The sequence below is a fragment of the Pseudomonas corrugata genome, from assembly GCF_001269905.1.
GTDB classification, from domain to species: domain Bacteria; phylum Pseudomonadota; class Gammaproteobacteria; order Pseudomonadales; family Pseudomonadaceae; genus Aquipseudomonas; species Aquipseudomonas corrugata.
Genome location: NZ_LHVK01000004.1, coordinates 212,772 through 227,167 on the forward strand (window position 1 = coordinate 212,772; position 14,396 = coordinate 227,167).

Here is a 14,396-nt window from a genome sequence, read left to right on the forward strand (position 1 = left end):
AAGCTATTGCACCGCCCTCTAGAAAAATCGGTTTCACAGGAGCCAAAATTATGAATTTCATAGAGCTAATTCAGCAGCAAGCTGAACAGGTGTTTGCTGACAAGGAGAAAGCTGCGGCCTGGCTGAACAAGCCGCAGACTGTTTCTGGGGGGAGGACGCCCTTAGAGATTTCAAATACTGAGACTGGGTACGTTTTGATCAAGGACGCGCTTGAGAGACTGAATCAGGGCTACATCTCCTAATCCAGTTAAGCGGCTGCGATTTCAGCCCCTCTGATTTCAATATTTTCAAGTGCAATCCATTTGTTAGCCTGCTCAAGAAACTGATAGAAGCAGATCCGCAAGCTGTCGCGAAATTTATACATGTCTGAGTATTACCTAATGAACTCTTTAGCGTCCATATCAAGGTCAGGACTGTCTTCAGCGAAACCTGCGATGGAACGTAGACGTCGCTCATAGGATGATTTTGGTAGCCGTCCGAACAGCCGCTTGTCAGTCTTGAAAAATCCAACATTTTGAACCGAGACATCAGCCATGAACAATGATGAGGGCAATGTGCAAGAGAGTATTGAGGGATTCGATCCACGGGTGATGTTTGCTGACGGATTGTGGCGGGAAACAGGAGATTTGCTGGTCGGTGTGCCTACAGACCAGGTCATCGGTCGCATCAGCGCAATGTCTTTTCTGTTCTTCAAAGACCACAGTGGCGCAGCAATCTTCGACAGCATTACCGTTGTCGTCCCTCCTCTGAACGTCTGGCCCATAATAGACACTGACGTTCTCGATTACGTTCGACAGGGTGTTGAAGCACTGTGGGGCAAATCGCCAAGCGAGCAACAGCTCGAATACATCCGCAAAAAACTCATTATTCACAGATGCCTCGATCTGGACTCGAAAGGTCTGCTAGAAAAAATCAAACAGCTGAAGCGCAACCTCGTGATAGTCCCCATGGCCCACGTATACCGCGATGTGGATGCTGTGGAGGTCAAATATCAGGGAAGGGCACCAGTAGGCAAGACCGGGGACACGTGGGTGCCTCATGTAGCAGCGTGGTCGGACAAATGTATCAGGTCACTGAAAGATTCAGATAATTACCTGGTGCTGGCTACCCCCGAAAACCCGCCGAGCGATGAACGCCACATTGATAAGCTGGCCTCGATTGAAAATCTCTCCTTCGCATACCTGAAGTCCCAAGCAACGATGAACGTCGAAACAGTCATCTCCGGGGGCATCCAACGCTGGACTGCGCTCGCTGTTTGTGGACGCGTCGACGAAGCACTCGGTGAAATCGCTGCTCTGGACGTTGAGCTGGCAGTGAAACGCCAGCTGGAGATCCAAATGCTGAACCGTAGCAGTTTTCGAGAAAGGACACTTACTGCGCTAAAAGCGTACGTCGATGATGGATTCGATCTGACGGGAGATCAGGCTGTAAGGTTTGGTCGAATTGCGTTTCGTTCGGGTAGTCGAGACATGGCTATACGGTTAATTAGTGAGGGGCTGAATGGCACCTGCGAACGAACACTGCTCGAAGCAACCCTGATTACCTGTGAATCCCTTGAAGATGATGCGTTGACGCTGCGCGTCTTCCTGCAACTTAAAGAGCTATTTCCAGATTCGCCAACGCTCGCTCGCTACAGACAGGCTTGTCTTATTAGAATGAGCGGTTCTCTCACTCACGAATTTTCTTGTGAATGGTTGCCGAAAATTGGCTTCGTAGGGTTTGAGCTGGTCGTTGCTGAAACGTTTCTAGCGCCTGCTGCTGAAATGCTCAATACTCTGATCCTAGCCGCTGACTCCCAAAGCGCACAAGACAGAGACTTGGCTTTGCTGTGCTGCGCAACTTACTCGTTGACCAAGCTAGATGCGCAGGAAGCAATCACGCTTGCCCTTGGCATTTCCGATACGGGCTTATTTAGGCTTCGTGCGTGCTGGTTGCTCATTGGAGCGATGAAACGCACGCTTTTGGAGGTAAAGCTTGATAGTGATCCGATCGCCCTTCTTGAGGCTCCAATCGCCTACCTGAGGCGTTACATCGCTGGACATCCTGATGATGTTGAAACGCGGGAAGCATTCACGGCTCTGTTCGCTGTCGAATCCAGCGCAAACTTAGGCACACCTATTCTAATTGCACAGACGCTAAGTCTCGCCCAAGACAGCGGGGCTCTTTTGCTTGTTGATCAGCCTGAAACTCCCAGAGCAACAGCTGCACAACTCAGCCGCTTTCTGAGCGAAGCTGATGCTTGGCTAGTACAGGTCGGATTCTATGACGTCAGCCGTACTGAAATCCCAGCTGAACTTATGCAAGGAGAGCCGCTTGCCATCCTTCATTCCTTGGAGTCTATGATCAGAGGGGTAGCCGTCGAATCTGAGGACGGGCTGGATAACGCCGAACACCTCTCTTTCCTTGCGTGCGGGGTAGCGCGCCACGTCAGCGACACCACTGCTGATATCAACGCCCTGCGTTTCGTTGCTTGTTCTTTTGCGAGTGGCGGTCAAACACAGAGAGCACGCGATCGCGCAGAGCAGATCCTTGAGATCGCCGGCGACTCCGTGACCAGGCAGCGGGCCGCATGGGTCGCATTCGCGGACATCTACCACCGAACTCGGGGGCCTTTGCCTGCGCTTCTCGGACTGGCGTTTGCTTTCGAGCTGAAGCAACCAGTTGTCCCCGATGAGCTGTGGTGGGAGAACTACACATTGTTTCGCATCGTCCGTGATCTTGGAGTGACGTCTTACGCTCAGGCGTCCCTCGATAACCTCAAGCGCATCTCAACCCTGATCACCAAGCCCGAAGAAAGCGAGAAACGGATCCGCACGCTGGAGCTCAGTATGCGCTTGCTACACGGAAAGCATCAGGATCTCGCATTCCGAGTCGAATTGGTCGCCGATGCCGAGGAACATTGCAATCAGATAATGAAGGGCAGGGACGAGATCTTGCCAGCCATTGTTTTACTAGCCCAATCCATCGGTCTCCTGGAACATTTCGGCGGCTGCGCAAGTGAGAGTGCGCGTGCACTACTAGAGGAGGCACTAAGTCGATTGGACGCCCCTCGCGCCAAGTATGTTCGTGCCATGACGGCCAGCAAGCCGACGATTGCAGATGCACTGCATCTCGCTAAGCGTGTTGACCCTACCCGCAACAGCGGTGATGTTCCAGGGGATCTGCGGGTCGCCGAGATCGCAGCAAGGCGTGTTCTAAAAACCAACGAAGATTCGATTTCGGCCCAGACGGCTGCTACTGCTCTTGAACTCATTGCCGATCACGCGCTGGATCCACTCGACGGTGCTCGGGAGCTCGACATGCAGTGGCCGTTGGAATTTGCGCAGAGTATTTGTCCTGAAGACGGTGCTGTATTGATGCTCGGCCTGGATTCAGAAGGTGCGCTGGTCAGCTTAACGATAGGTGAGGAGCAGACTCTTGTGTCGCAGCACGAGGGGAGCGATACCACCTTCCGCAAAACCTTGAAAGAATGGGCTCAAACGTACCCCTACCGTTATGGGTATATAAATCGGGAAGAAGGAAACAATGAGTTCTTTCTCAGCATGCAAGACCTTCAGATACCGATACCCAATGCCAAGCGCACGATTGTCGTCGCAGAACCCTCTGTACAGCAGGTGCCGTTGAATTTGGCCCTGTTCGAAAACAACCTCGCGGGCTATCAATCCGCGATTGGGTATGTACCTTCGCTCACCTGGCTGTACGCGAAGTCACAGCAACTACGAACCCGTGAGACCAAGCGGGTTGCATGGATATCGGAAGCGACCGGCGGACACGATGACGACGTATTGGTACGCGTATTGATGCGTACCGAATCCACGCTGAGAGACCATGGATTTGATGTAGAAACGGAAGGCGTCGTCCCCGTAGCTCTCAAAGGTGCACAGATTGCAGTAGTAGCTGCTCATGGTGGCGTTGGATCGGGAGGCAAGTTCTTCCATCGGTTGTCGGACGAGGGGAATCTTGTCGTGTCACCTAGTTCACTGGCAACAGCGCTAGAGGGCGCAGAACTGGTGATTTTATTTGTTTGCAGTGGCGGGCGAACAGATAAACATCCGCACGTGAACACTGCGGTTGGATTGCCAAAGCACCTCCTGTCTCGGGGCTGCCGAACAGTGATTGCGTCGCCGTGGCCTCTTTTTGCAAGCGTCCCTGGCCCTTGGCTTGAGTCATTTTTGAAATCGTGGGATGGCGGACTTTCTGCTCTGGACGCAACGTTTGCAGCGAACCAGGCTGTTGAAAGCCACTTCGGAAATGTTCCGCAGTATTCGTTGGCTATGACGGTTTACGGGGATGTGCTCATGAGCAAAGAATGAACAGGTCTGTTAGCTCTACACCACAACGATGGGGAGCTCCCATTTGAATACCTACCTTTGTCCCGGCGCTTTAGCAGGTTGCGCTCCTGCAGTTTGAAGTAGTTGAAGCGGGCTGGGCGACAAAGGAGTAGGCGCAGGAAGCTCTACGGTTGCGTGTAGCCATTGATACCTCTGTTTATGATCGCTGGCGAAAATAAGTGTAACCGTACGCCCCCCCCGATCTACTTCAAAATAGCAACGATGGTGCCCGTCTATGCGAGCACCATCGGCATTAATGCTGGAGTTCGGATAAGCGTCTACCCAACACATTTTGCATGATTAAACAGCCAGCCAGAGGCCTAAAAACCGAGCGTTAACACCGCAGCGGTGGCATCGCGGGAGAGTTCCGAATGAAACGCCGTCACCTCTGATCAAATACTGACCAAGGGAAAAGGTTACGCACGCATTTTCGAATGCGCGCACCGTACATTTGGAACGCCAAAACTCCTTACTTGGCATCCCAGCCCAACGCAGCATCAGTCGCGATCACTACTCTTGATCTCAAACCGCATGTAATCGGATAGCCGCTTGTCTTCACTCAATTCGTCGTGGGGAATTACAAGGTAGTCCCAAGGCTTACCCCCTACGCGAGCTGAGTGCTCGCTGGCATGCCGACACCAGCGAGAAGCCGCTGCACTCTTTGCCTGAACTTCGGGAGACGCTATATCCACACGTGCCTTGGTCTCGACCATCAAGATCCTGTTATCCAGTTCGGCTACAAAGTCTGGGATGTACTCAGGCTGCTCGCTACCCAGCCTGTAGTAGATCTGGAACTGGCCCTTGGCAGGTTTGAACCACTTCAGGGCGTCGCGCTCAAGCAGTAAGGCAAACCGCCGCTCGGTATCCGAATCGAACTTCTGCAAGGGGTACAGACAGCGACTGAATCCACCAAACAACATCTGCTTAATACGGCTCGTTTCCGTTAATGTCTCCCGCAGATTGCGGGTAGCCTGCCCCAATGTAGCGGTGTAATTGCAAGATTTCAGCTCGGTGAAACCCCGACTCACATGCACCTCATAACCTGCGGCCTGCTCCCAGAAATGCTCCATCATTTGGGCTCGGATCAGCCGCGCAAGCTCTTTGCCGTAGGTATCGAAAATCTCATGCAGCTCGTTTTCCGAGTAGTTCTGCTTCCGATAATGCTCGACAGCCTGGCCAGCGAGGTCATACAGCAAATCGGCCTGAGTGAAGTAATCGATATCATCGAAGTCGATCAACCGCTTGACGACGTAATCCTCTAGTCGCTTTTCCCGCAGACCGCTTTCACTGCCTAAGGTAAATTGTTCATTCGTGCGTAGCGCCTGACCGACAATTTCGCGCTGGCCTGGTTGGAAGTTAGGCAACTCCCCTAGGCGAAAGGGATTAAATCCAGTCGTGACTTCCCCCGTGGGTACCACAGCGATACGTGGGATATCGATGCTCTGCTGCACCAATATTTCAGTTGTCCTAGCCACCACGGCGGATAGATCCAGTGGAGGAACCTGCTCATCCGTATCCAGATGCAAATACCCCTGAAGTGGCTTTAAGCGCTGCGCTACCTCAGCAAGGATGCTCAGTTGCACCTCAGGCGTGAGCAACGCGGCGCTGGTAGGAGCCAAATCGCGCCTAACTTCATAGGTAGCGATAACGTCTCGAACCGCCTGTGCTGCATTGAGCTCAGCCTCGGTAGCGAAGATGGGCACAATCTTCGGCGCGGCCTGCTCACCACCCACTTCGGCGCCCGCATCCGCGCCCGTCAATGCAGCAGGGATGTGCGGTGATTGTTCGTCGTGAAGGCCGAGTCGAGCTAGGGTATTGGGAACCACTTGGACACTGACTCTTCGTTCCTCATCGCTCGGGGCTTCCAAAATTACCTGTTTGAGTCGGATTGGCGAATCACTTCGGTTGGCGTCATCAATGATTTCTTGGAATCTGTCATGAGCAACGATGTTGAGTCGATCCACCGCCGCCACGCCAGTGCGCTTGCCATAGGGTAAGCGCAAGCCACGACCTATAGATTGTTCAATTAACGTACGTGCATTAGCTGCCCGCAAAGGCACGATGGTGTAAAGGTTAGTGACGTCCCAACCTTCCTTGAGCATGTTTACGTGAATAACAATCTCGGTAGGCTCATCCGGGGTCTCTACGTTCAGCAGCGCTTCGATCATCTTCTCTTCTTCGGCTCCAGTCCGGCTAGAGTCGACTTGGATCACCTTTCCTTGATATCGAGCCTCGAAGAACGCAGCGGATTCGATCAATGTCTTCAACTGCCCCGCATGGGTAGTGTCACGGGCGATCACTAGGATAAAGGGCTTGACCATTTTAACCCCGTTCTCTCGGGCATAGGTCAGCAACTCCACCTTGGTGGCCTCATGCAGGCGCACCCCGTCTTCTAACTTGATCTTCTCGATATCTTCTGCGCTGTGGTTGCTAGCCTTGAAATTGCGCTGAGTTACCACGGCAGGCTCTTTGACGAAACCATCGTCCATAGCCCGAGCCAAAGGGTAGTCCATCACAACGTTTTTGAAGGGCACCGGCCCTCTAGGGGACTCCACGAATGGTGTAGCAGTGACCTCCAAGCCGAACAAGGGATTCAGTTCGTTGATCGCGCGCATGCCTGCCTGCGCTCGGTAGCGGTGCGACTCATCCATCAACAGAACCAAATCCGGTAGGTTAGCGAGGTGATTGAAGTAACTCTCGCCTAACACCTCTCGCATACGCTTGATGCGCGGCTCTTTACCACCACGCAGCTCTGAGCTGATCTTGGAGATGTTGAAGATGTTGATACGCACTTCACCAAACAGTTCGCCAGCAATAACGTTTTGCTGATCGTAGTTTTCGCCGGTGATGACCCTAGGAGCATTAATCGCGAACTCGCCAATACCCTTGAACACATACTTAGGGGTATTAGGCGTGAAATCACTTATCAGCTTGTTATAAATCGTAAGATTGGGCGCCAGCACAAAAAAATTGTTGATGCCATGTGCCAAGTGCAGGTAAGCGATGAACGCTCCCATCAACCTTGTTTTACCAACACCTGTGGCCAATGCGAAACACAGAGACGGGAATTCGCGCTCAAAGTCTTTAAGCGTTCCGAACTCCGTCGTGAGGGTCGAGAGAATTGAGGCCAAACCCGCTTTGCGAGCTTTGTCCTTATCAAGCATCTCTGGTGATGCGCTTAACGCATTTACCAGGCGCGACAAGGATTCCTCCTGCGGAGGCCGCAGTGAAAGTCGGCCAGCGATGTGATTCTTAATGCGCGCACTCATATGCTTTTTCCTTTTTTCGAATGTGCAGGGCGCTTCCTGCCGCCTCCAAATTGCTTAACAGCTTGAGTGCTAACCACGTCGAAATTGTACCCCGGCTGAATATGAGCTTGGAAGTCTTCGACCCAGTAGAGCGGGAACTCACCTTGACTCATATCCTTCAGTCCTCTGCAGCTATATGGCCAAACAGATCGGCGGTGACTCTAGTTAGTCCCAAATTACTGGTACGAGCTGGCGGAGAGGCCTGTTCGGCAGCCTGCTCAGCCATTGGTAAATCGGCGATTTTCAGGCTGTAATCGTCCCGACCCCATTCGCAGCGGGCTAGTACCATCCTCGGGATTTTTTTAAGCGTAAGGTTCGGCCAACGCTCAGTTGCGGCGACTCCTGTAATGCCGTGAAAAGCAGCGCAACAGACCAACAGGCTCTGTTCACTACTCACTTCCTCCGACAATGCTTGCAATTGTTCTGCTGATAGGTTTTGAGTGGTGACGCAGATAAAGTCACGTTCGCTGGAATGTCCGTGTTGCCACCACCGAACTTCCGAGGGCGCATAGGTAAAACCTTCCAACTTGCAAAGCGCCTCAGCCAACTGGGCTGCATTAAACTCCGGGTTGATTACATCATTTCCCCAGCGATCCTTGACGATCAAACTGGGTGCTAGACTGTAATAGCGGAAGCCACCGCCACCCTTCCAACCCATCAAGCTGGTGATACCGCCTGAATCTTCGCCGTCAATCACCCGCCTCAGACGAGGAATGATGTGTGTATGGCAATGATCGCCCAACTCTACCATGATCCACCGACGACCCATTTTGTGAGCGACGGCGCCGGTGGTGCCAGAGCCTCCGAATGAGTCTAATACGAGGTCACCAGGGGATGAGGCTAGCGTCAACACCCGATGCAAAAGCTTTTCCGGCTTAGGGTTCTGAAACACGTCCTTCTGATCGCCGAACATTTTTTTTAGATCAATGCTCGCTTCCTTATTGCTACCAGCCTCTTCATGTATCCACCACGTATTCGCAGTTAGCGCATCATCCATTTCTGCCAGGAACTTCTTAAGCATTGGACGACCGCTACCATTTTTCCCAAAAGTAATACGCGCATCTTCCAACCACTTTTTATATTGCTGTTCATTGCACCGCCAGTAGCGGCCCTTCGGAGGAAGAAAGGTATCCCCCTTAGGCCCTACAATCTCAAACTGACCCGCCGCATAAAACTTCCCCGCTGAAAGGTTCTCTGCTTTCCATGGGCCACGAGGATCGTTATCAAAGTTACTAAAAGTATTCTTTTGCTCCTCTGTTCTCGGGAGTTTACCTATGCGAAAAGCATTTATATTCTTTGCGTAGCACAACAGATGATCATGTGTATTCGAAAGGTGCTTTGCTGTCTGATTAGACGTATATGCTTTTTGCCAGACAACATTAGCGACAAAGTTTATTCGACCAAATATTTCATCGCACAAAACTTTTAGATAATGCGCCTCGTTATCATCAATTGTAATCCACAACGAACCATCATCCGCCAAGAGGCGTTGAAGGATTTCAAGCCTATCCCGCATCAAGCCTAGCCAGATAGAGTGCTCTACCCCATCATCGTAATAGGTAAAGGCGCTGCCTGTGTTATATGGTGGATCAATAAATACACACTTGACCTTGCCCGAAAACTCTTGTTCAAGCGCCTTCAACGCTAACAAATTGTCCCCAAAGATCAGCCGATTGTCGAAAATATCGCTTTCATTTATCCGCGCCTCCGCGTGATACGATTTTTCCATGTCAGCCAGCAAAATGCGGGGCTCCAACTTGGGCCTATTTTCTTTTCCCACCCACGTTAGTTCAAGTTTTTGCTTGCTCATTGTACGATTCCTAAAATCTTTATTGTGCGAGGGCAGCCATCAACCGGCCCTTGACCGCACGGCAATCTGTTTTGTTCTCAAATACGCTGCGAGCTTGCTTATTCCATTGGACTGACTGGACGACATGAACAAGACGCTCAGCCACCCTGTCAATCTCACGGGAAACAGCTGTCAGCTCATCTTGGGTCAAGGCTAAGGTGGGCCCATTCTGCAATTGGAGCCGGATGAAGATGACATGCAAAATGAGCCAAACACCATGAGTAAGAATTTCTTTGGCCGAGAGTGTGCCCGTTGGAAGTCTACTTGGATCACTTTCAGTGCCGGCGCGACCGCGTACATTCTCGATCACCAATCGCCCAGTTTGCGCAATGCGCCACATTTGTCGAGAAGTGAGTGAATCAGCGAACAGTTTTTCGTAGGAGTGACGTAGCGGATCTGTGGCGCCCACCAGTCCCTCGCGCCCAAATAGCTTCTTTCTATCAGTCTTGGCCGCAACTACATAATCCTGCCAGTCGGCAGTGCCAACGGTACAGGCTAAAAATGGCGCGAGCTCTCGCACGCTAAAGCAGCTGGAGGATGGCGGCGGATCATCCTGTCCCAGCTTAACCAAATAGGTTATCCCGGCCATTTTTAAAGTGTGCTGCCACATGGCCTGTTTCTCATCGAGCGCCGCGAAGTCCTCCAGATCAACAGCATTCTGACGATTGCGAGACTGAGTGACACGCTCGCCAAAGTCATCAGGCGCGTTGGCGAGACACACAAACGTCGCCATAACGGAGGCAGGGTTAGCGTCGTAGTGAGCTAGTGGCTCCTTGGCTATCGCACCAACTGTCTGCGCCCCGTTGATTATCGATAATCCTCGAACGCGAAATTTGCCGCGATGCCGGTGCGGATCGAGTGGAATTAGCTCCTTGATGGTGTGACAAAGAAAGGTGACACCATTGTTAAAGTAGAAGAAGTGCTCAGCCTCTTGTTGAAGAGTTTCGCTCAACCCTACGTTTACCGAAGTCGTACCCTTGAAATGACGAATATTTCGGTCAACAAGCTGTTCTTTATGATCAGCCCAAAGCTCAGCGAGCCGTTTCGCATCCATACGACCATAGAATGCCTTATAGGGCACCTGAGTGTGACCGAAATCATTTAATACAATGTCTGCCTCTATAGGCTGGGCTGAGACTCCGTTCAAATGCAAGTCATGCAGGGTTCCTAGTCCATAGGCATAACAGCGAACAAACCCCGGATTCGTTCCATTGAAAGAACGCTCTAGGTCAGCGAAGATTTCGCGTCGATCATCGGACACGGCAGTGCCGGAATAGGCCAGGATTACCTTGACCTTACAGACTCCACTGTCCAGCGCACTGATAATAGCCGCCTGGCGGCTTTGTAAGGCGCTGTTGAAGCGTGTCCAGCGCCCCTGAAGAAGATCGGATACACCATCTCGGAATTTGGATACGTCGCCAAGATCCGGCTCACCTACTCCAGAGGCTTTGTATTTGGATTGAACAAGCCAGATTGTCTGATCCGACGACACAAATACCGAGTCGATACCATGATCCAGGCCACCATCAATACTTGCCGCCACGGCATCAATAACCGAAGCGCCAGCATCTTCATGAAGGACAAATGCCGCAAGCGCCTTGGACAAAAAGTTGCTACGCCGAGAATCAGCAGTAGTTCCCGTCCCGGTAATGTGAGTCGAATAGTCTTCGTCAAATTTTCGACACAGCAGATCAAGCTCAAGTGGTCTAACTGTTGCCATTACACCAACTCCCACTCGATGATGAAAAGTACTCGCTCTTCGACCTGTTGCTTGAGTTGCACCTCCAGCTGGTTGATGAGGTCATTGCGATGGGCCTCGATCTCGTCCTGCCGAGCAAACAGCTCCCTTCGCAGCTTGCTGCGCCTGCCCTCCAATTCTCGTTGTTTTTTCTGCCACGATAACTTTTCTTCGAGTGTTGGAGAGGTCGCTGCGGTGCGGCGCACCTCCTTAATCTCCCGATCAACTTCCTTGATTTCCTGCTCAAGCCCGAGTTTAAGATCATCTGCCCAAGAATCGAGCTTTTGAACTTCCTGCTCAAAGTAACCTAGGTTGCGCTGCTTGATCTCCCGTAGAAGCAAATTCTTGCGTGCAACCACATCCGCCGCCAGTTCCACTGGCGTATCCGAGGATGCGACATCATTTACTTGGGCGGGCAGGCGCAACAGTTTTTCTGGATCGTCTTCCGGCAGTCGCTCGCCGGCCTTGGTGCAAGCCGCAACGATTAGATGCTGCTCTTGATTATCTAATGCATCCACGCTTAGCAGCGTGAGGGAAAGCCAACCGCTCTGGCCCCGCCATTTTTCGAGCGTGCTGATTCTGTTGCCGTAGGCGGCATAGTCAAAACTGAGACGATTAGGAGCTTGTAGGCTCCGACTTTTGGCTTGTTCAATGGCCCATTCCGCCAGCGGATGGCCAATGCGATACAGATGCGCATCACCACTGCGGCGAGGTAGCTCGTAGCGACCTAGAACAACGGCAGGCCCCTCGTGTCTAGCTTGCTGATCAAGACCTCCAGGCAAGCTATGCAATACAAAGTCATTGATTTCCGCCAGCCCCTCAAAGTGAGCATGACCTTGCAGTTCCGTCCGACTTAGATCCATCAACAGGCGTTCGTATTTGTTGAGAACGGTTTGACTGTCTCGGTTACGGATACGCAGTTTTTCCTGAACCTCTTCGTCAAAGTTCTCCAAGAGAATCTGACGAGTTTTAACCATCGCTTCGTCGATCTCACTGGCAAGTTCTTTCTGAAGCGCTGCGAAGCTGGTGCGAATTTCTTCCGGTTCCCGGCAGCTCTGGTAGATTGCGGCTATCCGCCTCTCGAAATCCACGCCTGAGCCGATGGCACCTAAAACTTCATCACTGGCGCCAAAGACACCCTCAAATAGCTTGAATTTCTGCGACAACAATTCATATACGCGCGCATCCGCCTCGTTACTACGGTCTACGAAATTGACCACGACCACATCGTGCTTCTGCCCATAACGGTGGCACCGGCCTATGCGCTGCTCAATCCGCTGCGGATTCCAAGGTAGGTCATAATTGATAACCAACGAGCAGAACTGCAGGTTAATACCTTCTGCGCCTGCCTCTGTGGCAATCATGACCGTACCTCGTTCCTTGAAGTGCTCTACCAGAGCAGCACGGATGTCAGCAGTCTTGGAGCCAGTAATACGATCACTGCCTGCATGCCGCTTGAGCCAATCCCTATAGATGACCTGAGCTGCTGCATCGCTGTTAGTCCCATTGAAAAGCACGATGCCGTCGCCGTAGGGGGTCTCGGACAACACAGAAAGTAGGTAGTCTTGGGTTCGTTTGGACTCGGTAAATATCAGGGCTTTCTTCGCAGCCCCCAAGCGTTCCAGTTCGACGAAAGCCTTGTCCAATGCGGTCAACAAAGCCTGCCCTTTGGCATTTTGGCGAATATTTGTCGCGAGCACCTTGAAGTGCCTTAGCTCAGCCACCTCGTCGGCAAGAGCTTCTCGCTCACTTGTGCCAACATTTAATGAGGCATCACGATCCGCGTATCCGCTCCACTCATCGACGGTTTCATCTAAGGATTCGTAGTCATCGTCTAAGGCATCAACCAGGTCTGGAACCTCCAGAGACTCATCCAGCTTGCCTTGAAGACGGTTAGCCATGGTCTCCAACGCACCGGCGATAGCATGACTTGAAGAGGCCAGTAGCTTCCACAGCACCAGCGAGATCAGTTGGCGCTGGCCTTCTGGTAGGGCCTTCAGGTTGGGGCGCCGCAGATAGTCGGCGACCAATGAGGAAAGCTTCTGCTCTTCCACGCTGGGTGTGAATTCTTCAAGTATGGCGATCCGGGCCGTGTAGGGCACATATTGCTGTACCTGCCGGCGCAGGGTGCGTTTGCACACGGTTGCGAGGCGCTCACGCAGATTTCGTGCGGCCTGCTCGGTGCGTACAGTGGAGAACTGCATGCGAAAGCTATCAAGATCGCCGAATACGCGCTCATCAATCATGCTTACTAGGCCAAACAGCTCCAGCAACGAGTTTTGCAACGGCGTGGCGGTTAGCAGAACCTTGGCATGGACATGTTCAAGCGCATCGCGAATCGTACGAGCAATAACATTGTCAGGCTTGTAGACATTACGCAGACGGTGAGCTTCATCCATCACCACCAGATCCCACTGGATGCGCTTGAGATCGTCCGCTTTGCTCTTCGCGAACTGGTAGGAGCAAATGACCGGGCCATCCGTGTACAGAAAGGGCTGCGAGACACCGCTCTTACGTAGGGCATTAAAGCTTTTCGCTTCGAGAATAAGCCCCTGGAGATTGAACTTGTCCTGCAGCTCTTGATGCCATTGCTTGCGCAGATTTGCTGGCGCAATGATGAGAATCTTCCGACGTCTTTCGGCCCAATGCTGAGAGATGACCAGCCCAGCTTCAATGGTTTTACCTAGACCTACTTCATCCGCTAGGATCACGCCGCGCGATAGTGGATTGCGGCACGCAAAAAGTGCAGCTTCTACCTGATGAGGGTTCAAATCCACCTGGGAGTCCACCAGGGCCCCAGCCAAGGACTCAACGCTACCGCTGGCGGCTCTACGGGTGAGCTGCCACGCAATGTATTGGCTCTGCTGAGGTGTCAGAAGGGAATTTCTCATTCACTTTTTTCCTTATGACCCTTGATCCGCTCGGCGATCCAAAGATCCAACTCTTGACGCCGAAAGCGCCACGTCCCCCCAAACTTGAATGCGGGAATTCCACCTTTTTGAGCCAGACGATAGATTGTGCGCTTCCCTGCCTTGAGGTAATCGGCCACTTCGTCAAGCGTCAGGATGTCACTTTCTAAATTCATCTTTGTGGTAAGCCAATAGCGGTCATTGTTTGCCAAGTCTGGCCAATACTAACCATCCAGGGAAAACAAGCCCAGCATAAATGCT

Annotated in this window: 7 protein-coding genes; 2 read left to right on the forward strand and 5 right to left on the reverse strand. The window is 52.1% G+C overall.

Annotated features, from left to right (window positions below; translation table 11 throughout):
• Positions 1–50 precede the first annotated feature (50 nt).
• On the forward strand, positions 51–242 hold the full coding sequence (locus AD665_RS06505) for an MbcA/ParS/Xre antitoxin family protein (protein WP_053191431.1): 192 nt from the start codon (positions 51–53) through the stop codon (positions 240–242).
• Between the two features lie 291 nt (positions 243–533).
• Positions 534–4,313 carry a CHAT domain-containing protein gene (locus AD665_RS06510; RefSeq protein WP_053191433.1) on the forward strand — a complete coding sequence of 1,260 codons (3,780 nt, stop codon included), beginning with the start codon at positions 534–536 and terminating at the stop codon, positions 4,311–4,313.
• A 515-nt stretch (positions 4,314–4,828) separates the two neighbouring features.
• Here the strand turns inward: AD665_RS06510 and AD665_RS06515 are convergent.
• The 5 genes from AD665_RS06515 to AD665_RS06535 all read right to left on the reverse strand — a co-directional run bounded on the left by AD665_RS06515 (position 4,829) and on the right by AD665_RS06535 (position 14,311).
• The gene (locus AD665_RS06515) at positions 4,829–7,600 is read right to left on the reverse strand and encodes a DEAD/DEAH box helicase (protein WP_053191435.1); all 2,772 of its coding nucleotides are present in this window, start codon (positions 7,598–7,600) and stop codon (positions 4,829–4,831) included.
• Between the two features lie 157 nt (positions 7,601–7,757).
• Positions 7,758–9,449: a site-specific DNA-methyltransferase gene (locus AD665_RS06520; protein ID WP_053191437.1), complete on the reverse strand. Its 1,692-nt coding sequence runs from the start codon at positions 9,447–9,449 to the stop codon at positions 7,758–7,760.
• Positions 9,450–9,468: 19 nt separating this feature from the next.
• Positions 9,469–11,208 carry an AIPR family protein gene (locus tag AD665_RS06525; RefSeq protein WP_053191440.1) on the reverse strand — a complete coding sequence of 580 codons (1,740 nt, stop codon included), beginning with the start codon at positions 11,206–11,208 and terminating at the stop codon, positions 9,469–9,471.
• A complete protein-coding gene (locus AD665_RS06530) occupies positions 11,208–14,117 on the reverse strand; it encodes an SNF2-related protein (protein WP_080996568.1) in 2,910 nt (969 codons plus the stop codon). Before AD665_RS06530 ends, AD665_RS06525 begins: the two co-directional genes overlap by 1 nt.
• Positions 14,114–14,311: a helix-turn-helix domain-containing protein gene (locus AD665_RS06535; protein ID WP_053191442.1), complete on the reverse strand. Its 198-nt coding sequence runs from the start codon at positions 14,309–14,311 to the stop codon at positions 14,114–14,116. The genes AD665_RS06530 and AD665_RS06535 overlap by 4 nt, the downstream gene beginning before the upstream one ends.
• Positions 14,312–14,396: the final 85 nt, after the last annotated feature.